We start from the raw sequence: 21,896 nt of genomic DNA on the forward strand, positions 1-21,896 counted from the left end.
TAGGATTCCTTAAAAGACTTAGCTCACGAACTGCTGCAGCACGCGGCTACCAAAATAGGCCAGCGTCAGCAGACCGGCGCCAGCGACGCTGAACCAGACCACGCGACGTCCGCGCCACCCTTCATGATAGTGGCCCCACAGCAGAACGATATAGACGAACCACGCAATAATCGACAGCACCGCTTTATCAATGTTTTCGCTGCTGAACAGATTGTGCATATAGAACAGGCCGCTGCACAGCGTCAGGGTCAGTAGCACCACGCCGACCTGAGTGATGTGGAACATTTTGCGCTCGATGCTCATCAGCGGCGGCATTTCGCTGCTGAAGGCCAGCTTTTTATTCTTTAACTGGTAGTCGATCCACGCCAGCTGCAGCGCATACAGCGCGGCGATGATCAGCGTGGCGTACGAGAAGAGCGACAGGCCGATATGCACCAGCATCCCCGGGGTGGTTTCCAGGTGGGTGATATATTCGTTAGGCACGAAAGTGGCGAAGGCCAGATTGATCAGCGCGAAGGCATAGACGATAGGCAGCAGCAGCCAGCCGCGATTGCGCGAGGCCACGATAGTCATCACCGTACAGATCATCAGGCTGACCAGCGACCCGACGTTCAGTAAGCTGAGGTTTTGCCCGCTCTCGCCGCCGGGGAATATCCGTGCTTCCAGCGCAAAAGCATGGCAGATCAACGCGATAGTCGCAGATAAAATCGCCATTCGCCGCCAGCTGCTGTTTTTTTGCAGCAAGCCGGGGATAATCAGCGCGAGGCTGACGGAGTAGGCGACAAGGGCGAGTAGAGCAAAAACAGGCATAGGTGTCGGCTGTTGGCTAAATAAGAAAGAGAAGCAGTATAACGTCAGCAGGCCTCTGCTCCAACCGTTGCAGCACATTCAGATTGATGTCGTGTTATACTCCGCCACATTCGTTTTGTGTGTCGCTGCGGCGACCGACCGTTTCCACCTCAGGCGAGAGACAATGTTTGATAATTTAACCGATCGTTTGTCGCGTACGCTGCGCAACATTAGCGGCCGCGGACGCCTTACAGAAGACAATATTAAAGACACCCTGCGCGAAGTGCGCATGGCGCTGCTGGAAGCGGACGTTGCGCTTCCGGTGGTTCGTGATTTCATCAGCCGTGTGAAAGAGAGCGCGGTCGGCCATGAAGTCAATAAAAGCCTGACCCCGGGTCAGGAGTTCGTCAAAATCGTCCGCAACGAGCTGGTGGCGGCGATGGGCGAAGAGAACCAGACGCTCGACCTGGCCGCGCAGCCGCCGGCCGTGGTGCTGATGGCGGGCCTGCAGGGTGCCGGTAAAACCACCAGCGTCGGTAAGCTGGGGAAATTCCTGCGCGAGAAGCACAAGAAGAAAGTGCTGGTCGTTTCCGCGGACGTTTACCGCCCGGCGGCGATCAAACAGCTGGAAACCCTGGCCGAGCAGGTCGGCGTCGATTTCTTCCCGTCTGACGTCGGCCAGAAGCCGGTTGATATCGTCAACGCGGCGCTGAAAGAAGCGAAACTCAAATTCTACGACGTGCTGCTGGTGGATACAGCCGGTCGTCTGCACGTTGACGAAGCGATGATGGACGAAATCAAGCACGTCCACGCCGCCATTAATCCGGTTGAAACCCTGTTTGTCGTCGATGCGATGACCGGCCAGGATGCGGCGAATACCGCGAAGGCCTTTAACGAAGCGCTGCCGCTGACCGGCGTGGTGCTGACCAAAGTGGACGGCGACGCCCGCGGCGGCGCGGCGCTGTCGATTCGCCATATTACCGGCAAGCCGATTAAATTCCTCGGCGTCGGCGAGAAAACCGAAGCGCTGGAGCCGTTCCATCCGGACCGCGTCGCTTCCCGTATCCTCGGCATGGGCGACGTGCTGTCGCTGATCGAAGATATCGAGAGCAAAGTTGACCGCGCGCAGGCCGAGAAGCTGGCCTCCAAACTGAAGAAAGGCGACGGTTTCGATCTGACGGACTTCCTTGAGCAGCTGCGTCAGATGAAAAACATGGGCGGCATGGCCAGCCTGATGGGCAAGCTGCCGGGTATGGGCCAGATCCCGGACAACGTGAAAGCGCAGATGGACGACAAAGTGCTGGTGCGTATGGAAGCCATCATCAACTCGATGACTCTGAAAGAGCGCGCCAAACCGGAAATCATCAAAGGTTCACGTAAGCGCCGTATCGCCGCCGGCTGCGGGATGCAGGTGCAGGATGTGAACCGTCTGCTCAAGCAGTTCGACGACATGCAGCGCATGATGAAGAAGATGAAATCGAAAGGCGGCATGATGAAGATGATGCGCGGGATGAAAGGGATGATGCCGCCAGGCTTCCCGGGCCGCTAAAAACAAGGGTATAAGGCTATCTTGTTTGCCATTTTAGCTCCGGGGTGTGCTCGAAATGCTCACGTACTACGTGTACGCTCCGCTTTCTGCGCGCACGCCGGAACTAAACTAGCTGCACCGATATACGCCTTCTATCCCTTGTTTAATGCTCAGTACCAAGATGCTGATTGCATTTTCCCCAGAAATCAGTAAAATTTTCGGGCTTTTAATATGACACCGGGCTCCGTTCCTCGATGGGGCCCGGTTGTTTTATTCACACAAGAGGATGTTATGGTAACTATTCGTTTAGCACGTCACGGCGCTAAAAAGCGTCCGTTCTACCAGGTTGTTGTCACCGACAGCCGTAATGCACGCAACGGTCGCTTCATCGAGCGCGTTGGTTTCTTCAACCCGATCGCTAGCGGCGCGGAAGAAGAAACTCGCCTGGATCTGGATCGTATCGCTCACTGGGTTGGCCTGGGCGCTACTGTTTCCGATCGCGTTGCCGCGCTGATCAAAGCCGCTAACAAAGCAGCTTAATCTGTCACGGTGGTCATGATGAGCAAGCAACACACCGCACAAGCACCTGTTGATCCGATCGTATTGGGGAAAATGGGTTCTTCCTACGGTATCCGTGGTTGGCTCAGAGTGTTTTCCTCCACCGAAGACGCCGAAAGCATTTTTGACTATCAGCCCTGGTTAATCCAGAAGGCGGGTCAGTGGCAGGTTGTTGAGCTGGAAGGCTGGCGCCACCACAATCAGGACATCATCATCAAGCTGAAAGGCGTTGACGATCGTGATGCCGCGAATCTACTGACTAATTGCGAAATTATCGTGGATTCATCGCAGTTGCCGGAGCTGGAAGAGGGTGACTACTACTGGAAAGACCTGATGGGCTGCCAGGTAGTGACAACGGAAGGCTATAGCCTCGGTAAAGTCATTGATATGATGGAAACCGGGTCTAATGACGTACTCGTCATCAAGGCAAACCTGAAAGATGCATTTGGCATCAAGGAGCGGTTGGTTCCGTTCCTCGATGGGCAGGTTATCAAGAAAGTCGATCTCACTACGCGTACTATCGAAGTAGATTGGGATCCTGGTTTTTAAATTCTCCGGATAAACGGTAAAAGACGGCGCTATGTGGATTGGCATAATTAGCCTGTTTCCTGAAATGTTCCGCGCAATTACCGATTACGGGGTAACTGGCCGGGCAGTAAAAAATGGCCTGCTGAGCATCGAAAGCTGGAGTCCTCGCGACTTCGCTCATGACCGGCACCGTACCGTGGACGATCGTCCTTACGGCGGCGGACCGGGGATGCTAATGATGGTGCAACCTTTACGGGATGCTATTCATGCAGCAAAAGCCGCGGCAGGTGAAGGCGCGAAGGTGATTTATCTGTCACCTCAGGGACGCAAGCTTGATCAAGCGGGCGTCAGCGAACTGGCAACGAATCAGAAACTGATTCTGGTGTGCGGTCGCTACGAAGGGATAGACGAGCGCGTAATCCAAACCGAAATTGACGAAGAATGGTCAATCGGCGATTACGTTCTCAGCGGTGGTGAGTTACCGGCAATGACGCTGATTGACTCCGTTTCCCGGTTCATTCCGGGAGTACTGGGCCATGAAGCTTCGGCAACGGAAGATTCCTTTGCTGATGGGTTGCTGGATTGCCCGCACTATACCCGTCCTGAAGTGTTAGAAGAGATGGAAGTACCGCCAGTATTGCTGTCGGGAAACCATGCTGAGATACGTCGCTGGCGTCTGAAGCAGTCGCTGGGCCGCACCTGGCTTAGAAGACCTGAACTTCTGGAAAACCTGGCTCTGACTGAAGAGCAAGCAAAGTTGCTGGCGCAGTTCAAAAGCGAACACGCGCAACAGCAGCATAAACATGATGGGCAGGCGTGAGCCCCCAATATCAGTTTACCCAGGATAAGAGATTAAATTATGAGCAACATTATTAAGCAACTTGAACAAGAACAGATGAAGCAGGACGTACCTTCCTTCCGTCCGGGTGATACCGTGGAAGTGAAAGTATGGGTTGTTGAAGGTTCCAAAAAACGTCTGCAGGCATTCGAGGGCGTGGTTATCGCTATTCGTAACCGCGGTCTGCACTCTGCATTCACTGTTCGCAAAATTTCCAACGGCGAAGGCGTTGAGCGTGTCTTCCAGACTCACTCTCCGGTAGTTGACAGCATTGCTGTTAAACGTCGTGGTGCTGTACGTAAAGCTAAACTGTACTACCTGCGTGAGCGTACTGGTAAGTCTGCTCGTATCAAAGAGCGTCTTAACTAAGATTCGCTTTCGCGACATCCTGACAGAAGGGCTGGCCAGATGGCTGGCCCTTTTTTTATCTTTGTTGTAACCATTGTGATGTAAATCATTTACAATACGCCCTCTATTCGGAGGGGCGGTGGTCAGCAACAGTTTCCTGCAAACGACACCTAAACGGCGAGCCGCCTGGCTGGCACTGTTGGCGATCCTGTTGATCGTCGTGGCCCCCCTGATCTCCATCTCCCTGCAAAAAGACCCCATGAGCGCGATGCCCGGCATGCATCACGCCATGATGATGGACAGCTCGTCCGCGAGCATGGCGCAAATGCCCGACCACGAGATAGCGATGATGCATAGCACAGACGGCGCCACGCATACCGGACACGAACTGCCGCTGGACCATGCCGAAGCGTGTGGCTATTGCGTGCTGTTAGCCCATGTCCCGGGGCTGCTTTTCGCGCTGGCGCTGTTCGTCGCCATGCTCCTGCGGCGTATTCGCCTGCCGGCTTCTCGCCCGGTATTAAAACACTGGCACTACTTCCCCTGGCTCTACCCTGAAACCCGCGCCCCGCCGCGGCTGTCTGCTTTTTTCCTTTAATAAAAATCAATCTGCGCACGGCGCAATAACCTCTTTTGCTTTAAAAAAGGAAGAGTATGACAACCTGCACCTCGCGCGCGGCATGGTTAAACCTGCTGCGTCGCCTCCATTTCTACATCGGACTGTTTATCGGACCGTTTATCTTTGTCGCTGCCCTGACCGGCACGCTGTACGTGGCGACGCCGCAGCTGGAAAACTGGCTCTATCACGACGCGCTGCATGGCCTTGCCGACGGGACCCCGCAGCCGCTCAGCGCCCAGATTGCAGTGGCGGAAGAAGCGACCCAGGGTAATCTTCGGCTGCTGGCGGTGCGGCCGGCCCCCGCGATGGGGGAGACTACCCGGATTATGTTTGTTGACCCGAGCCTGGGCGAGTCAGAATCCCGGGCCATTTTCGTCGATCCGATCTCGCTGCGGGTGAAGGGCGATATGACGGTCTACGGTACCAGCGGCATCCTGCCGCTGCGCCAGTGGATTGATTATGCGCATCGTTCGCTGCTGCTGGGCGACAGCGGGCGGTTATACAGCGAACTGGCTGCCTCATGGATGTGGGTTGCCGCACTGGGTGGCATTGCCCTGTGGGCGATGACACGTCCAAAACGGCGGATCAATAACGTCCTGCAGAATCATCGTCGGTTGCACGTGACGCTGGGCTGGGGCTTACTGCTGGGCATGCTGCTCTTCTCCGCCACCGGCCTGACCTGGTCGCAATGGGCTGGCGGTAATGTGGATAAAATGCGGGCGGCTTTCGGCTGGTGGACGCCGCAGGTGAATACCCTGCTGCACGGTGAGGCGCCGATGGCGCACGATCCCCACGCCGGGCATCATATGGACGGGATGGCCATGCAGCATCAGTCAGTGCTGCAGCCAGCGCAGTTTGACCTGGTGCTGGCGGTGGCCCGTCAGGCGGGGCTGAACGCCAGCCGGCTGGAGATCCGTCCGCCGGTTTCGAAGGAACGTGCCTGGACGGTAAATGAGATCGACCGCCGCTGGCCGACGCAGGTGGACGCGGTGGCGATCGATGGCGCCACGATGCAGGTGGTGGATCGCACCCGGTTCGCCGACTTCCCGCTGATGGCGAAGCTCACCCGCTGGGGCGTCGATTTCCACATGGGGGTCCTCTTTGGTCTGGTGAATCAGTTGCTGCTGGTAGGGTTCGGCTGCGCGCTGTGCGTCACCATCGGCGTGGGGTATCGGCTGTGGTGGATCCGTCGTCCGCCTCAGGCGGTCTGGGATCCGGCGCATTCGCTGCTGCAGGCATGGCTGTCGCTCGCCTGGCCTGCCCGTGGGCTGGTACTGGGGATAGCGTTAGCCCTGGGTCTGGCCATGCCATTGATGGGGGCAAGTCTGGTGCTGTTCATTGCCGTTGACTACCTGCGCTGGCGCGCGGCAACGGCAATGAGGATGGCGAAGTCCAGCGATTAAGCGAAGGCTTACGGCGTGCTGATGACCACCGTGACCCGGCGGTTTTCAGCGCGCCCGGCCGCCGTGTCGTTGCTGGCGATCGGGTATTTCTTGCCAAGGCCGCGGGTGACTAAATGACTGCGCGGGACATGGGCGCCTTCCGCCCAGGCATCGGCTACGCTATTGGCGCGCTTAAGCGACAGGGCTTCGTTATAGCTATCCTCACCGTAATTATCGGTGTGGCCTTCAAGGCGGCTATGGGTGATCCCGGTCGCCGCCAGCCGCGAGGCCATCGTGGTGATCTGCTGGCGGCTGTCGGGACGTAGTCGGTAGTCATTCTTGTCAAACAGGATGCTATCGGATAAGCCCAGGGACCAATCGCCATTGCTTTCAGTGAAGCCGTAAGATTTCATCGCCGCCACCTGCTCGGGGGTAAATTTTCCCTGAGGAGCCTGGCAACCTGTCAAAAGCGCCGCCGCCATCAGGGCGGGGACGAAATATTTTCTGAGCATAATGAGTCCTTTATTATTTCAGCGTCTGCTGGATACGTTGGTTTTTCATGCGATACATATTCTGATCGGCAAGTTCTTGCAGTGATTCCGCGGTGGCGTGCTCCCACGCCAGGGCATAACCGACGCTCAGCGAGAGCGTGGCGCTATGGCCATTGTGCAGGTTGAATGGCGGAAGAAATTGTTCCGACAGCGCCTGGCACAGAGCCTGCACTTCGGCTTCCGAGCGCACCTCACGCAGCAGAACGGCAAACTCATCGCCGCCGAGACGCCACGCCAGATGGCGTTTTCCGGCGAAGGCCATCAGGCGGCTGGCGACCTCCGTCAGCACTTTATCGCCTGCCGCGTGCCCCCAGTTGTCATTGATCAGCTTGAAGTTATCGCCGTCAAGAAACAGTAATGCCGAGGTCTGGTGATCCACCTCGTTCTTCATCAGTTCGGCGAGCGCGTTGCGAAAGGCGGCGCGGTTAGCCAGGCCGGTCAGCGGGTCATGTAGCGAGCTACGCAACAGCTGGGCATTCTTGGCCTGCAGCTGGCGCTGCCAGTCCTCCATCTCCCCCAGCAGGCTGTTAAAGTCCTGGGCGAAAAGATGGAATTCCTCAATACGCTCCTCGGGCACCCGACGTGAGAAATGACGGTTTTCACGAATATCGTGCACAACCTCGGTGATGCTCTGCAGGGCGGTGACGATCCCCCGGTGCAGTGAGTGGGTCAGCAGCAGGGCGATGAACGAGGCGAGCAGAATGCTGCCGGTCAGTACCAGAATCGAGATACCGAGAAAGTGGCTGATCAGTTCATCAAGCGCGGTCAGTCGCAGCTCGCCGATTTGTTTGCCCTGGTGCCAGATGGGCTGCACCGTGGGCTCCGGAAACAGCCATTGACTGATAAGGCCGCTCACTTGTTCTTTGTTGGCCAGCGGTTCATGGCGCCATGCGGCGAAGTGCTGCTTCTGGCCGTTGAGCACAATCGCCTGGGAAATCTGCCCTTGCTTCCCCAGTGAAGCAAGGGTCTCCTCCGCCGCCGCGCTATCGCCAAACACCAGGGCGGCTTCGAGGCTGCGACCCATGGTCGCGGCAGTGAGCTCTAGATTTTTCTGCGCGTACTGCTTGAGCGTGAAGATTGAGGCTGTGCTTAGCAGCAGCCAGACCAGCGTCATGGAGATCACCACGCTTATCACGCTAATTCGACGAAGCGCGCGTTTAAATGTCGGGCGCGCGGTCTGTGAAAAGTCCTTATTCATGTGGTTTTTTCCGGGCAAGCATCAGGACGTCCGGGTTAACCCGGACCCCGCTGTGCGTCAGAACGTCCAGATTAACGGAGAAGCGGACCCTGTCGTCGTTGATGATCAGGCAAAACGCGCTACCAATGGAGCAATCCGTATTTTGTTCTGCGATGAGTAAAAGCGGCTTCGGGCCATAGCGGCGAGTTAATTCCGACTGTTGGGTCGGCGATTCACTGCCAAAATAAAAACCATCGCAGGTTGTTTTTAACGCTTCTTCACTATTACGTACTATCACCGGTTGATAGGGCAAGGCATCCGGATCTTCATGAGCCAGGCTATGGGTGAAGCGTGATGAGGCAAAAATGCACAGCTTCGGCGCCCCTGTTAATGCCGGCCAACGGGTGTAGGTCACGATCCCGGAAACAATAGCGCGAACATGTTCTGAAGGTCCGGCAGCAAAAACAGGAGATACCGCGATGAGAAAAAATACAGTCAATAAAAGACGGTGTAATACTGTCATTAACGCTTCCGTCAAATTCGCCATAGCGCGGGAAAAGCCGCTGCCGATGCCCGGCGCAGAATACCACTGTTAACAAAACCCGTCATTACATGCGCCCTTTGCTTTGGGACAAATCTCACCAGGATTTTTCGTAATCGCGATCGCGATAGCGCGCAAGTTTGCTGTGAATTTTGGTTGTGTAAACATTTTAGTACATATTTTGTCGAGTTAAGTGGCAATTAATTTGCTGGTGTAAATTAAAATTTACGGAATATGGATTGAATTCTTTACTTTGTGTGGTATCGTTACGCCATGCCCGCTGAGGCACCCTTTATCGCAAACGAGCTACACAGGATCGCAATCATGCAAAAAGACGCGCTGAATAACGTACATATTACCGACGAACATGTGTTAATGACCCCGGAGCAACTGAAGGCGGAATTCCCGCTAAGCGTTGAACAGGAAGCGCAGATTGCGCATGCCCGTGAGACTATCTCCGATATTATCGCCGGCCGCGATCCGCGCCTGCTGGTGGTTTGCGGCCCTTGCTCGATCCACGATCCGGAAGCCGCGATTGAATATGCTCGTCGATTTAAAGCTCTTGCCGCAGAGGTCAGCGATAGCCTCTACCTGGTGATGCGCGTCTACTTTGAAAAACCCCGTACCACTGTCGGCTGGAAGGGGCTGATTAACGATCCGCACATGGATGGTTCGTTTGATGTTGAAGGCGGCCTGAAGATTGCGCGTCGTCTGCTGGTCGAGCTCGTCAATATGGGACTGCCGCTGGCGACGGAAGCGCTGGATCCGAACAGCCCGCAATACCTTGGCGATCTGTTCAGTTGGTCCGCTATCGGCGCACGTACCACGGAATCACAAACGCACCGCGAAATGGCCTCTGGCCTGTCGATGCCGGTCGGCTTTAAAAACGGTACCGACGGTAGTCTGGCGACGGCCATCAACGCCATGCGCGCCGCGGCGATGCCGCACCGTTTCGTCGGCATCAACCAGGCCGGGCAGGTCTGCCTGCTGCAAACGCAGGGTAATCCGAACGGCCATGTGATCCTGCGCGGCGGTAAGGCGCCGAACTACGGTCCGGAAGATGTGGCGAAATGCGAAAAAGAGATGGCGCAGGCGGGACTGAAACCGTCGCTGATGGTAGATTGCAGTCATGGGAACTCCAATAAAGATTTCCGCCGCCAGCCAGCCGTGGCTGAATCCGTTGTCGCACAGATCAAAGATGGCAACCGCTCCATTATCGGCCTGATGATCGAGAGTAATATCCACGAAGGCAATCAGTCCTCTGAACAGCCGCGTGAGACGATGAAATACGGCGTTTCGGTGACGGATGCCTGCATCAGCTGGGAAACCACCGATGCGCTGCTGCGTGAACTGGATAAGGATCTCCGCGGCCATCTGGCGGCCCGTTTGGTGTAAGAGGAAAGTATGGTTGCTGAACTGACCGCGTTACGCGATCAAATTGATGAAGTGGATAAAGCGTTGCTTAGCCTGCTGGCTAAGCGTCTGGAACTGGTGGCCGAAGTCGGCGAGGTGAAGAGCCAGTATGGTCTGCCGATTTACGTCCCGGAGCGCGAGGCGGCGATGCTTGCCTCCCGGCGTGAAGAGGCGGCCGCGCTCGGCGTACCGCCGGATCTGATCGAGGATGTTCTGCGTCGCGTGATGCGGGAATCCTATTCCAGCGAAAACGACAAAGGCTTCAAAACCCTGCACCCGAATCTGCGGCCGGTGGTCATCGTCGGCGGCGGCGGGCAGATGGGGCGTCTGTTTGAGAAGATGTTAACGCTGTCCGGCTACCAGGTGCGTATTCTGGAAAAAGACGATTGGGCCCGGGCGGCGGATATCGTCGCCGATGCCGGCATGGTCATCGTCAGCGTACCGATTCACACCACCGTGGAGACGATCGGCAGGCTGCCGCCGCTGCCGGCGGATTGCATTCTGGTTGACCTTGCCTCGGTGAAAGCGGAGCCGCTGCAGGCGATGCTGGCAGCGCATCAGGGCCCGGTTCTTGGCCTGCACCCGATGTTCGGTCCGGACAGCGGCAGCCTGGCGAAGCAGGTGGTGGTCTATTGTGATGGCCGCCAGCCGGAGGCCTATCAGTGGTTCCTCGAACAAATTCAGGTTTGGGGCGCGCGGCTGCACCGCATCAGCGCCGTTGAGCACGATCAGAACATGGCGTTTATTCAGGCGCTGCGCCACTTTGCCACCTTCGCCTATGGTCTGCACTTGGCAGAAGAGAATGTGCGTCTTGAGCAACTGCTGGCGCTTTCGTCACCTATTTACCGGCTGGAGCTGGCGATGGTGGGGCGCCTGTTTGCCCAGGATCCGCAGCTGTACGCCGACATTATTATGTCATCGGAAAATAACCTGGCGCTGATTAAGCGCTATTACCAGCGTTTCGGCGAAGCGATTGGCTTGCTGGAGCAGGGCGATAAGCAGGCGTTTATCAACAGCTTCCGTAAAGTCGAACATTGGTTTGGCGATTACGCTCAGCGTTTCCAGAGCGAGAGCCGCACGCTGCTGCGTCAGGCGAACGATAATCGGCAGTAAAGCGAAAAAGATGTATACAATAAAGCCAGCGACCGCTGGCTTTTTTTATAGGGATGACAACGATGGCTGAACCACAACCGCTGTTTGACTACACCGGATACCTGCCGGAATGCCCGACCTGGAGCGAGGCTGAACAGGCCCTCTACTGGGCCGATATCATGGAGTGTGAAATCCACCGCTACGATACCCGCAGCGGCGAACACCAGGTGCTGCAGTTTCCGGAGGAGGTCGGCTGTTTCTCCCTGCGTGAGAAGGGCGGATTTATCGTTGCATTACGCAGTGGCATCTGGCTGACCGACGCCCACGGCCTGCTGCGGCGGAAAGTCTGTGATAATCCGAGCAATCCGGAGCTGGCGCGGTTTAACGATGGTGGGACCGATCGCGAGGGGCGTTTTTATGCCGGCACCTTCTGGGGGCCGGGGGATTACAACGGCGCGCTGCTGATGCGAGTCGATAATGACCTGAAGCCGAAAGTGATCCAGTGTGATATCCATGGCGCCAACGGTCTGGCGTTTAGCGCCGACCAGCGCTGGATGTATACCTCTGATACGCCGAACGCCGTGATCTACCGTACGCCGCTGGATGAACAGGGTGAGCCTGGACGACGCGAGGTGTTTCGCCGTTTCCAGCCGGGCGAAGGCATCCCTGACGGGGCGGCGATCGATGTGGAGGGCTGTTACTGGAGCGCGATGTTTGACGGCTGGCGGATTGCTCGTTTCTCGCCGCAGGGCGAGGAGCTGGAGACTTACCCGATGCCGGTTCGTTGTCCGACAATGGTCTGCTTCGGTGGGGCGGATATGAAAACGCTCTATATCACCACAACCCGGGAAAACATGGAGGACGATGAGCTGGCGAAGTACCCGCTGTCAGGCGCCATCTTCACCCTGCCGGTTGCGGTGGCAGGGATGAAGAAATTACCGTTCCGCGAACGTTAAACCGGATCCACTGGCACCACGTTTTCGCTGGGGTAGCAACCGAGGACCTTCATGGAGCGGGTGATTTCCGCCAGCTCCTTTAATGCCTTGCGCATGGGCAGCGAGTCCAGGTTGGCCTGAATATCGAGATAAAACATCTCTTCCCAGGGATTGCCGTGGATCGGGCGAGATTCCAGTTTGGTCATGATCAGATTGTGGTTGCGCAGCACCAGCAGGGCTTCCACCAGGGCGCCCGCCTGCTGACCGGTCGCCATTAACAGCGTGGTCTTGGCCGGAACCTGATCGGAGACGTTCACCGCTTTGCGCGCCAGGACGAGGAAGCGCGTGATGTTCTGCGTCTGGTTGGCCTGGCAGTGCTCCAGCACCTGCAGGCTATATAGGGCGCCACCCGCTTCGCTGCCCAGTGCCGCAACGGCCGGGGAGTTAGCCTGCGCCACTTTTTCCATTGCCGCCGAGGTGCTCTCGGTATATTCAATCTTCCAGTGCGGGTAGCGGCTCAGATACTGGCTGCACTGCTGGAACGGCTGCGGATGGCTGTAGACGGTCTGAATTTTATCGGCATCCGTCGAGGTGCTAACCAGCACGCAATGATCGATAGGGATCGTCAGCTCGCCAACGATCGACAGGCTGGTGTGCTGCAGCAGATCGTAGACGTCGTTGATCCCGCCAGAGCTGGTGTTTTCAATCGGCACCACGGCGTAATCGGCCTGGCCGGTCTCTACCTGATTAAAAATATCGGCGAACTTCGCGCAGCCGCTCTCAATAAACTGCTCAAAATGGCGAGCGGCGTACTGACGCGCCGCCAGATGCGAATAAGAGCCTTTAGGGCCAAGGAAGGCCACGCGGGCCGAATGCGGATTAATTTTATTCAGATGCTGCTGCAGCAGGGTTTGTTGGGTCAGGACGGAGTCTTCGATGATCAGCTGGAACAGGCGGGTGATGTAGTGCGCATCCAGATTATGGCGCTTGCCGATGGTCATCAGACGCTCCAGCAGATCGCGTTCGCGGTCAATATCACGCACTGGACGGTGGGAGGCCAGTTTGGCTTTACCAACCTCAACAGCCAGCCCGCGGCGCTCCGCCAGCAGAGCAAGCAGTTTCTCGTCCAGTGCGCTTATCTTATCGCGCAGCGCCAGTAATGGGTTTTCCTCGGTCATAGATGTTGCCTTTGTTGTTATCAAATAAAAAAGGCCTCCCGGGTGGGAGGCCTTATTGTTCGTCTTCGCATTCTTTCTTATACGACGAATTGCCTCCCGGTCAGGGGAAGGTAAAAAAGAATGCGAAGAAGAACGGGACACGTTTCATGGTAAATTCCTTGAGGTAGTGGGGATTACAGTACCTGTACTGTTTTCACTCTGTCAATAAAAAACGCGCCCGAAGGCGCGTGGCATGACACAACTTAAGTTAAGGATTACTCTTCTTCTTCCACAAAGCCTGCCTCTTTCACCGATGTTGCGGCGCGGCGGGCTTCCCCTTTGTGTTGCACTTTATTCAGCTGCCGTTCCAGCTTGTTGATCAATTCGTTAATGGCGGCGTACATATCTTCATGACGCGCACTGGCAACCAGATGACCGTTTGGCGTATTGATGGTTGCATCAGCGATAAAACCCTGCGGCTCCTTAGACAGAATGATGTGCGGGTTGATTAAATGAGTTTGCCACTTATCCAGTTTGGCGAGACGGTCTGCGACATGCTGGCGGATTGCCGGAGTAATTTCCATTTGTTTACTGGTAATGTTCATTGTCATAAATTTTACCTCTTGTCTTTCCCGTCTTGGTGAATCCAGCATACCTTTCCCAATGTCAAAAAGCGTGATCTAAATCACATTTTATTGTCACTTTTTGTCAACGAATTCATTTTGTGAGACAGGGCAGGAAGAAGTGAGATTTTACTTGTCGAACCCGGTAAAGCAGGCCATATTTGATGAGTTAACCCGGCGCTAAACCGCTTCAGCTTGACGGGATAAAGTATAAAAAAACGGCAGCCAGTGGCTGCCGTTTGCGATCCATGAGTCAGACTCAGGTGTTCTTGCTGTTCGCGGCGATTATCTTCGCGACTTTGTCCGCCTGGGCGTTCATTTGCATCTGACGATAGGCGTTTTCCATCTTCGGCAGGGCATCGCGGGTGGCCTGGGTATCCGGATAGTTACGCATCATACCTTCCACGCGGTTCACGACGGCAACCCATGCGCCACGGTCGGTGTAGTAATCCACGACCGACAGCTCATATTTGGCCAGGCGATCTTTCAGGAACACCATACGTTTATAGGCGTCAGTGGCGTACTGGCTGTTCGGGTAACCACGCACCAGTTTGGAGAAGTCATTGAAGGCATCGCGCGCGTGCTGTGGATCGCGGTCAGAGCGATCGACACCAAAGAAGCCCTGCAGGGCGCTGTCATCCAGGGCCATGTTGGTCAGGCCGCGCATATAGATGACGTAATCGATATTCGGGTGGGTGGGGTTCAAACGCATGAAGCGATCGATGGCCGCCTGAGCCAGCGGCAGATCGGCGTTTTTGTAATACGCATAAATCAGATCCAGCTGTACCTGTTGGGAATAAGGGCCGAATGGATAACGGTTATCCAACGCTTCCAGTTGCGTTATCGCCTGTTTCCAGTTACCGTCCTGCAGTTTTTGCTGGGCGGTCGCGTAGATTTCATTCGGCGGATTATCAGGCACCTCTTCCTTAGAGCCGGAGCAACCCACCAAAGCCAGGCTCAGTGTGGCGGCTGCCACCAGGTATTTCATGCGCGTCATGACGTTTTGACTTCCTCAAAATGTTTATGCGGGAGAATCTCTGTTCCTGCTCCCGATTAAGACCAGCTACAATAGCACACTATATTAAACGGCAAAGCCGTAAAACCCAACGTTAAACGAAGAAGCTGTATATGGCACAACGAGTACAACTCACCGCAACGGTGACCGAAAATCAACTCGGTCAACGCTTAGATCAGGCTTTGGCCGAATTGTTCCCTGATTATTCGCGATCGCGGATAAAAGAATGGATCCTGGACCAACGCGTATTAGTCAATGGCAGCATTGGCGATAAGCCGAAAGAAAAAGTGCTGGGGGGAGAGCACATCGCTATCGATGTCGAAATCGAAGAAGAGGCGCGCTTCCAGCCGCAGGATATTCCGCTCAATATCGTTTACGAAGATGATGACATCCTCGTGATTAACAAACCGCGCGATCTGGTTGTGCATCCTGGCGCGGGCAACCCTGACGGTACTGTGCTGAATGCGCTGCTGCACTACTATCCGCCGATCGCCGATGTGCCGCGCGCGGGGATCGTGCACCGTCTGGATAAGGACACCACCGGTCTGATGGTGGTGGCGAAAACCATTCCGGCACAAACCCGGCTGGTGGAGTCGTTGCAGCTGCGCGAGATCACTCGCGAGTATGAAGCGGTGGCCATCGGTCATATGACTTCCGGTGGCACAGTGGAAGAGCCGATCAGTCGTCACCCGACGAAACGTACCCATATGGCGGTGCATCCGATGGGCAAACCGGCGGTGACCCACTACCGGATTATGGAACATTTCCGCATCCATACCCGCCTGCGCCTGCGCCTGGAAACCGGTCGTACGCACCAGATCCGTGTGCATATGTCGCATATCACCCATCCGCTGGTGGGTGACCAGGTATATGGCGGCCGGCCGCGCCCGCCGAAGGGCGCGTCGGAGGAGTTCATCACCGCGTTGCGTAAATTCGACCGTCAGGCGCTGCACGCCACGATGTTGCGTCTGTATCACCCGATCACCGGCATTGAAATGGAGTGGCACGCGCCCATCCCACAGGATATGGTCGAGCTCATCGAGGCGATGCGTGCCGATTTTGAAGCCCATAAGGACGATATTGACTGGTTATGACTAAACTGATTGTACCGCAGTGGCCGATGCCCCGCAGCGTGGCGGCCTGTAGTTCGACCCGCATTGGCGGCGTGAGTCTGCCGCCCTATGACTCGCTCAACCTGGGCGCCCATTGCGGAGACAATCTGCAGCATGTTGAAGAAAACCGGCGGCGGATGTTTGCTGCCGGTGGCTTGCCGTCTTACCCGGTTTGGCTGGAGCAGGTTCATGGCACCGATGTTCTGACGCTGGACGGCGGACCCTATCCATCGAAACGCGCAGATGCTTCTTATAGTCGTACGCCAGGCACCGTCTGTGCGGTGATGACCGCCGACTGCCTGCCGGTCCTGTTCTGTAACCGCGACGGCACCGAAGTCGCCGCGGCGCATGCGGGATGGCGCGGCTTATGCGAAGGGGTTCTGGAAGAGACGGTTGCCCGTTTCGCCGATAAAGCCGAAAACATGATGGCGTGGCTGGGCCCGGCCATTGGTCCGCAGGCATTTGAGGTGGGGCCGGAAGTCCGGGATGCCTTTATGGCGAAAGACGAGAACGCGCACCGGGCTTTTCGTCCGGCAGGCGAGAAATATTTTGCTGATATCTATCAACTGGCTCGGCAGCGTCTGGCAAACGTCGGCGTTGAGCAGATTTTCGGCGGCGATCGCTGCACGCTAAGCGAAAAGGATGATTTTTTCTCTTACCGGCGCGACAAGACCACCGGTCGTATGGCAAGTTTCATTTGGCTGATATAACCTAGAGAATCAAGACGATCCAGAAGGCAAACTTATTTTTCGCATAGTTCAGGTCTTTAACCTTGAATAATTGAGGGATGACCTCATTTAATCTCCAGTAGCAAATTTGACCTGTTTATGGGAGGAGTTATGCGTCTGGATCGTCTTACCAATAAATTCCAGCTTGCTCTTGCCGATGCCCAGTCACTCGCACTCGGGCACGACAACCAATTCATCGAACCTCTTCATTTAATGAGCGCCTTACTGAATCAGGAAGGGGGATCGGTACGTCCTTTATTAACCTCGGCGGGCGTCAATGCCGGGAAACTACGCACTGACATCGAGCAGGCCTTGAGCCGTTTACCGCAGGTGGAAGGCACCGGCGGCGATGTACAACCTTCTCAGGATTTAGTGCGGATCCTGAACCTTTGCGACAAGCTGGCGCAAAAGAAAAAGGACAACTTTATTTCGTCGGAACTGTTCGTTCTGGCGGCGCTTGAATCGCGCGGTACGCTGACCGACCTTTTAAAATCCGCCGGAGCAACAACCGCCAACGTGACTCAGGCGATTGAACAAATGCGCGGAGGTGAAAGCGTGAACGATCAGGGTGCCGAAGACCAACGTCAGGCATTGAAGAAATTTACCGTCGATCTGACCGAGCGAGCCGAGCAGGGCAAGCTGGATCCGGTGATCGGCCGTGATGAAGAGATTCGCCGTACCATCCAGGTACTGCAGCGTCGTACCAAAAACAACCCGGTTCTGATTGGTGAACCCGGGGTGGGTAAAACGGCAATCGTCGAAGGGTTGGCGCAGCGTATCGTCAACGGCGAAGTACCAGAAGGGTTGAAAGGCCGTCGGGTATTGGCGCTGGATATGGGGGCGCTGGTGGCTGGGGCGAAATACCGCGGTGAGTTTGAAGAGCGTCTGAAAGGCGTGCTGACTGACCTGTCAAAACAGGAAGGCAACGTCATTCTGTTTATCGACGAACTGCATACCATGGTGGGCGCTGGTAAAGCCGACGGTGCGATGGATGCGGGTAACATGCTGAAGCCGGCGCTGGCGCGTGGTGAACTGCACTGCGTCGGGGCGACGACGCTTGATGAATACCGTCAGTACATCGAAAAAGACGCCGCGCTGGAACGTCGCTTCCAGAAAGTGTTCGTCGCCGAGCCGACGGTAGAAGATACCATCGCTATTCTGCGTGGCCTGAAAGAACGTTACGAGCTGCACCACCACGTGCAGATCACTGACCCGGCGATTGTCGCGGCGGCGACCTTGTCGCATCGCTATATTGCCGACCGTCAGCTGCCGGATAAAGCCATCGACCTTATCGATGAGGCGGCGTCCAGCATTCGTATGCAGATCGACTCCAAGCCGGAAGAGCTGGACCGTCTCGATAGACGTATTATCCAGCTGAAACTGGAACAGCAGGCGCTGAAGAAAGAGTCTGATGAAGCGAGCCTGAAACGTCTCGATATGCTCAACGAGGAGCTGGCGGATAAAGAGCGTCAGTACTCGGTACTGGAAGAAGAGTGGAAAGCGGAAAAAGCCTCTCTCTCCGGCACCCAGACTATTAAAGCCGAGCTGGAACAGGCGAAAATCGCTATCGAACAGGCGCGTCGCGTCGGCGATCTGGCGCGGATGTCCGAGCTGCAGTACGGCAAAATTCCGGAACTGGAGAAACAGCTGGCGGCTGCCACTCAGTCCGAAGGGAAAACCATGCGTCTGCTGCGTAATAAAGTGACGGATGCTGAGATCGCCGAAGTGCTGGCCCGCTGGACCGGTATCCCTGTCTCCCGGATGATGGAAAGCGAGCGCGACAAACTGCTGCGTATGGAGCAGGAGCTGCATCATCGGGTGATTGGCCAGGATGAGGCGGTTGAAGCGGTATCGAACGCCATTCGCCGTAGCCGCGCTGGGCTATCCGATCCGAACCGGCCGATTGGTTCGTTCCTGTTCCTCGGTCCAACCGGGGTCGGTAAAACCGAGCTGTGTAAAACGCTGGCTAACTTTATGTTCGACAGCGACGACGCGATGGTGCGTATCGATATGTCCGAGTTTATGGAGAAACACTCCGTCTCGCGTCTGGTCGGTGCGCCTCCGGGATACGTCGGCTATGAAGAGGGTGGTTACCTGACCGAGGCGGTGCGTCGTCGTCCTTATTCCGTCATTCTGCTGGATGAAGTGGAAAAAGCGCACCCGGATGTGTTCAACATTCTGCTGCAGGTACTCGACGACGGGCGTCTGACCGACGGGCAGGGGAGAACGGTCGACTTCCGTAATACGGTGGTCATCATGACCTCGAACCTCGGTTCCGATCTGATTCAGGAACGGTTTGGCGAACTGGACTACGGTCATATGAAGGATCTGGTACTGGGAGTGGTAAGCCAGAACTTCCGTCCGGAGTTTATTAACCGTATCGACGAAGTGGTGGTCTTCCATCCTCTGGGTGAGAAACACATTGCTTCTATTGCCCAGATCCAGCTGCAGCGTTTGTATAAACGCCTGGAAGAGCGTGGGTATGAAGTGCGGATGTCCGATGAGGCGCTGAAGTTGCTGAGCGCCAACGGTTACGATCCGGTATACGGCGCGCGGCCACTGAAACGCGCTATTCAGCAGCAGATTGAGAACCCGTTAGCCCAGCAGATCCTTTCCGGTGAGCTGGTTCCGGGGAAAGCTGTCGAGCTGGTGGTGAAAGACGACCGTATTGTGGCAGTGCAGTAAATCACAAAACGACAAAAACGGGCCCAACGGGCTCGTTTTTGTTTAAAAACCAGGCAAGAATTAAAGCTCAACACCTGGTTTGGTTGAAAAGTGAGCGGTTGAATTCTTTTTTTGAATTTATCCTTGTCACTTCAGAATTACTCCCTATAATGCGCCTCCACTGACACGGAACAACGGCAAACAAGCCGCCGGGTCAGGAGGATTCAACGACGGAAATCGACGTTGAAAGCCGACAGAGAAAAGCAAAATAAGCGCTTGACTCTGAATGAGGAAAACGTATTATACGGGACCTCGCGACAGAGCGCTAAAGCGCGTCGCAACTGCTCTTTAACAATTTATCAGACAATCTGTGTGGGCACTCAAAGTGACATGGATTCTTAATGTCTTCGGACAAAAAATGAATACCAAGTCTCTGAGTGAACATACGTAATTCATTACGAAGTTTAATTCACGAGCATCAAACTTAAATTGAAGAGTTTGATCATGGCTCAGATTGAACGCTGGCGGCAGGCCTAACACAATGCAAGTCGAGCGGTAGCACAGAGAGCTTGCTCTCGGGTGACGAGCGGCGGACGGGTGAGTAATGTCTGGGAAACTGCCTGATGGAGGGGGATAACTACTGGAAACGGTAGCTAATACCGCATAACGTCGCAAGACCAAAGTGGGGGACCTTCGGGCCTCATGCCATCAGATGTGCCCAGATGGGATTAGCTGGTAGGTGGGGTAACGGCTCACCTAGGCGACGATCCCTAGCTGGTCTGAGAGGATGACCAGCCACACTGGAACTGAGACACGGTCCAGACTCCTACGGGAGGCAGCAGTGGGGAATATTGCACAATGGGCGCAAGCCTGATGCAGCCATGCCGCGTGTGTGAAGAAGGCCTTCGGGTTGTAAAGCACTTTCAGCGGGGAGGAAGGCGGTGAGGTTAATAACCTCATCGATTGACGTTACCCGCAGAAGAAGCACCGGCTAACTCCGTGCCAGCAGCCGCGGTAATACGGAGGGTGCAAGCGTTAATCGGAATTACTGGGCGTAAAGCGCACGCAGGCGGTCTGTCAAGTCGGATGTGAAATCCCCGGGCTCAACCTGGGAACTGCATTCGAAACTGGCAGGCTAGAGTCTTGTAGAGGGGGGTAGAATTCCAGGTGTAGCGGTGAAATGCGTAGAGATCTGGAGGAATACCGGTGGCGAAGGCGGCCCCCTGGACAAAGACTGACGCTCAGGTGCGAAAGCGTGGGGAGCAAACAGGATTAGATACCCTGGTAGTCCACGCTGTAAACGATGTCGATTTGGAGGTTGTGCCCTTGAGGCGTGGCTTCCGGAGCTAACGCGTTAAATCGACCGCCTGGGGAGTACGGCCGCAAGGTTAAAACTCAAATGAATTGACGGGGGCCCGCACAAGCGGTGGAGCATGTGGTTTAATTCGATGCAACGCGAAGAACCTTACCTGGTCTTGACATCCACAGAACTTTCCAGAGATGGATTGGTGCCTTCGGGAACTGTGAGACAGGTGCTGCATGGCTGTCGTCAGCTCGTGTTGTGAAATGTTGGGTTAAGTCCCGCAACGAGCGCAACCCTTATCCTTTGTTGCCAGCGGTTAGGCCGGGAACTCAAAGGAGACTGCCAGTGATAAACTGGAGGAAGGTGGGGATGACGTCAAGTCATCATGGCCCTTACGACCAGGGCTACACACGTGCTACAATGGCATATACAAAGAGAAGCGACCTCGCGAGAGCAAGCGGACCTCATAAAGTATGTCGTAGTCCGGATTGGAGTCTGCAACTCGACTCCATGAAGTCGGAATCGCTAGTAATCGTAGATCAGAATGCTACGGTGAATACGTTCCCGGGCCTTGTACACACCGCCCGTCACACCATGGGAGTGGGTTGCAAAAGAAGTAGGTAGCTTAACCTTCGGGAGGGCGCTTACCACTTTGTGATTCATGACTGGGGTGAAGTCGTAACAAGGTAACCGTAGGGGAACCTGCGGTTGGATCACCTCCTTACCTTAAAGAACCTGCCTTTGTAGTGCTCACACAGATTGTCTGATGAAAGTAAAGAAGCAAGGCGTCTTGCGATTGAGACTTCAGTGTCCCCTTCGTCTAGAGGCCCAGGACACCGCCCTTTCACGGCGGTAACAGGGGTTCGAATCCCCTAGGGGACGCCACTTGCTGGTTCGTGAGTGAAAGACGCGTGCCGATGTATCTCAAAACTCATCTTCGGGTGACGTTTGAGATATTTGCTCTTTAAAAATCTGGATCAAGCTGAAAATTGAAA

Annotated in this window: 21 protein-coding genes, 1 tRNA gene, 1 rRNA gene and 1 other annotated feature; of the genes, 15 read left to right on the forward strand and 8 right to left on the reverse strand. The window is 55.6% G+C overall.

Annotated elements, in window-relative coordinates; translation table 11 throughout:
• Positions 1-18 precede the first annotated feature (18 nt).
• Entirely contained in the window at positions 19-810 is a 792-nt protein-coding gene (locus DTA24_RS06515) for an inner membrane protein YpjD (RefSeq protein ID WP_002914153.1), read from the reverse strand.
• Positions 811-973: 163 nt separating this feature from the next.
• On the opposite strand from DTA24_RS06515, the gene ffh reads away from it, so the two are divergent.
• From ffh to DTA24_RS06550, 7 genes are all read left to right on the forward strand, one after another.
• Positions 974-2,338, forward strand: coding sequence for a signal recognition particle protein (gene ffh / locus DTA24_RS06520; protein WP_002914152.1), 1,365 nt, complete (start codon positions 974-976; stop codon positions 2,336-2,338).
• A gap of 270 nt (positions 2,339-2,608) precedes the next feature.
• On the forward strand, positions 2,609-2,857 hold the full coding sequence (rpsP, locus tag DTA24_RS06525) for a 30S ribosomal protein S16 (RefSeq protein ID WP_012540839.1): 249 nt from the start codon (positions 2,609-2,611) through the stop codon (positions 2,855-2,857).
• Between the two features lie 18 nt (positions 2,858-2,875).
• Positions 2,876-3,424 (forward strand): ribosome maturation factor RimM, encoded by a 549-nt coding sequence (rimM, locus tag DTA24_RS06530; protein WP_008806093.1) that lies wholly within the window; start codon positions 2,876-2,878, stop codon positions 3,422-3,424.
• Between the two features lie 31 nt (positions 3,425-3,455).
• On the forward strand, positions 3,456-4,223 hold the full coding sequence (gene trmD, locus DTA24_RS06535) for a tRNA (guanosine(37)-N1)-methyltransferase TrmD (RefSeq protein WP_008806092.1): 768 nt from the start codon (positions 3,456-3,458) through the stop codon (positions 4,221-4,223).
• A 39-nt stretch (positions 4,224-4,262) separates the two neighbouring features.
• A complete protein-coding gene (rplS, locus tag DTA24_RS06540; RefSeq protein WP_002914145.1) occupies positions 4,263-4,610 on the forward strand; it encodes a 50S ribosomal protein L19 in 348 nt (115 codons plus the stop codon).
• A gap of 118 nt (positions 4,611-4,728) precedes the next feature.
• A complete protein-coding gene (locus DTA24_RS06545; RefSeq protein WP_080782677.1) occupies positions 4,729-5,187 on the forward strand; it encodes a DUF2946 domain-containing protein in 459 nt (152 codons plus the stop codon).
• Between the two features lie 56 nt (positions 5,188-5,243).
• Positions 5,244-6,611 (forward strand): PepSY-associated TM helix domain-containing protein, encoded by a 1,368-nt coding sequence (locus tag DTA24_RS06550; protein ID WP_008806090.1) that lies wholly within the window; start codon positions 5,244-5,246, stop codon positions 6,609-6,611.
• 8 nt (positions 6,612-6,619) lie between these two features.
• Here DTA24_RS06550 and DTA24_RS06555 read toward each other — a convergent pair whose 3' ends face one another.
• The 3 genes from DTA24_RS06555 to DTA24_RS06565 are packed head-to-tail and all read right to left on the reverse strand — an operon-like array spanning position 6,620 to position 8,841.
• Positions 6,620-7,102: an OmpA family protein gene (locus DTA24_RS06555; RefSeq protein ID WP_008806089.1), complete on the reverse strand. Its 483-nt coding sequence runs from the start codon at positions 7,100-7,102 to the stop codon at positions 6,620-6,622.
• 13 nt (positions 7,103-7,115) lie between these two features.
• Entirely contained in the window at positions 7,116-8,339 is a 1,224-nt protein-coding gene (gene dgcN / locus DTA24_RS06560) for a diguanylate cyclase DgcN (RefSeq protein ID WP_008806088.1), read from the reverse strand.
• On the reverse strand, positions 8,332-8,841 hold the full coding sequence (locus tag DTA24_RS06565; RefSeq protein ID WP_012540842.1) for a YfiR family protein: 510 nt from the start codon (positions 8,839-8,841) through the stop codon (positions 8,332-8,334). Before DTA24_RS06565 ends, dgcN begins: the two co-directional genes overlap by 8 nt.
• Before the next feature lie 342 nt (positions 8,842-9,183).
• Here DTA24_RS06565 and aroF point away from each other — a divergent pair, with 342 nt between their 5' ends.
• The 3 genes from aroF to DTA24_RS06580 all read left to right on the forward strand — a co-directional run bounded on the left by aroF (position 9,184) and on the right by DTA24_RS06580 (position 12,320).
• The gene (gene aroF / locus DTA24_RS06570; RefSeq protein ID WP_008806086.1) at positions 9,184-10,254 is read left to right on the forward strand and encodes a 3-deoxy-7-phosphoheptulonate synthase AroF; all 1,071 of its coding nucleotides are present in this window, start codon (positions 9,184-9,186) and stop codon (positions 10,252-10,254) included.
• Positions 10,255-10,263: 9 nt separating this feature from the next.
• Positions 10,264-11,385 (forward strand): bifunctional chorismate mutase/prephenate dehydrogenase, encoded by a 1,122-nt coding sequence (gene tyrA, locus DTA24_RS06575; RefSeq protein ID WP_063266667.1) that lies wholly within the window; start codon positions 10,264-10,266, stop codon positions 11,383-11,385.
• 62 nt (positions 11,386-11,447) lie between these two features.
• Positions 11,448-12,320 carry an SMP-30/gluconolactonase/LRE family protein gene (locus DTA24_RS06580; RefSeq protein WP_012540844.1) on the forward strand — a complete coding sequence of 291 codons (873 nt, stop codon included), beginning with the start codon at positions 11,448-11,450 and terminating at the stop codon, positions 12,318-12,320.
• On the opposite strand, the gene pheA is transcribed toward DTA24_RS06580, so the two are convergent.
• The 4 genes from pheA to bamD form a co-directional block, all read right to left on the reverse strand.
• Entirely contained in the window at positions 12,317-13,477 is a 1,161-nt protein-coding gene (gene pheA / locus DTA24_RS06585) for a bifunctional chorismate mutase/prephenate dehydratase (RefSeq protein WP_012540845.1), read from the reverse strand. The two genes, DTA24_RS06580 and pheA, sit on opposite strands and share 4 nt — an antisense overlap.
• A gap of 24 nt (positions 13,478-13,501) precedes the next feature.
• Positions 13,502-13,626: a sequence feature (Phe leader region), on the reverse strand.
• The gene (gene pheL / locus DTA24_RS06590; protein WP_100632159.1) at positions 13,578-13,625 is read right to left on the reverse strand and encodes a pheA operon leader peptide PheL; all 48 of its coding nucleotides are present in this window, start codon (positions 13,623-13,625) and stop codon (positions 13,578-13,580) included. Its footprint overlaps the feature before it by 48 nt.
• Before the next feature lie 105 nt (positions 13,627-13,731).
• Entirely contained in the window at positions 13,732-14,067 is a 336-nt protein-coding gene (gene raiA, locus DTA24_RS06595) for a ribosome-associated translation inhibitor RaiA (protein WP_002914111.1), read from the reverse strand.
• Positions 14,068-14,338: 271 nt separating this feature from the next.
• Positions 14,339-15,076, reverse strand: a complete 738-nt coding sequence (gene bamD, locus DTA24_RS06600) for an outer membrane protein assembly factor BamD (RefSeq protein ID WP_004145664.1) — start codon at positions 15,074-15,076, stop codon at positions 14,339-14,341.
• Positions 15,077-15,207: 131 nt separating this feature from the next.
• Here bamD and rluD point away from each other — a divergent pair, with 131 nt between their 5' ends.
• The 5 genes from rluD to DTA24_RS06625 all read left to right on the forward strand — a co-directional run bounded on the left by rluD (position 15,208) and on the right by DTA24_RS06625 (position 21,786).
• Positions 15,208-16,188: a 23S rRNA pseudouridine(1911/1915/1917) synthase RluD gene (gene rluD / locus DTA24_RS06605; protein ID WP_012967426.1), complete on the forward strand. Its 981-nt coding sequence runs from the start codon at positions 15,208-15,210 to the stop codon at positions 16,186-16,188.
• Positions 16,185-16,916: a purine nucleoside phosphorylase YfiH gene (gene yfiH, locus DTA24_RS06610; RefSeq protein WP_008806081.1), complete on the forward strand. Its 732-nt coding sequence runs from the start codon at positions 16,185-16,187 to the stop codon at positions 16,914-16,916. The genes rluD and yfiH overlap by 4 nt, the downstream gene beginning before the upstream one ends.
• Before the next feature lie 129 nt (positions 16,917-17,045).
• The gene (gene clpB / locus DTA24_RS06615; protein WP_008806080.1) at positions 17,046-19,619 is read left to right on the forward strand and encodes an ATP-dependent chaperone ClpB; all 2,574 of its coding nucleotides are present in this window, start codon (positions 17,046-17,048) and stop codon (positions 19,617-19,619) included.
• A gap of 465 nt (positions 19,620-20,084) precedes the next feature.
• Positions 20,085-21,625 (forward strand): 16S ribosomal RNA (locus DTA24_RS06620).
• Between the two features lie 85 nt (positions 21,626-21,710).
• Positions 21,711-21,786, forward strand: a tRNA-Glu gene (locus tag DTA24_RS06625).
• Positions 21,787-21,896: the final 110 nt, after the last annotated feature.

The organism is Klebsiella sp. P1CD1 (genome assembly GCF_003790505.1).
GTDB classification, from domain to species: Bacteria; Pseudomonadota; Gammaproteobacteria; order Enterobacterales; family Enterobacteriaceae; genus Klebsiella; species Klebsiella variicola.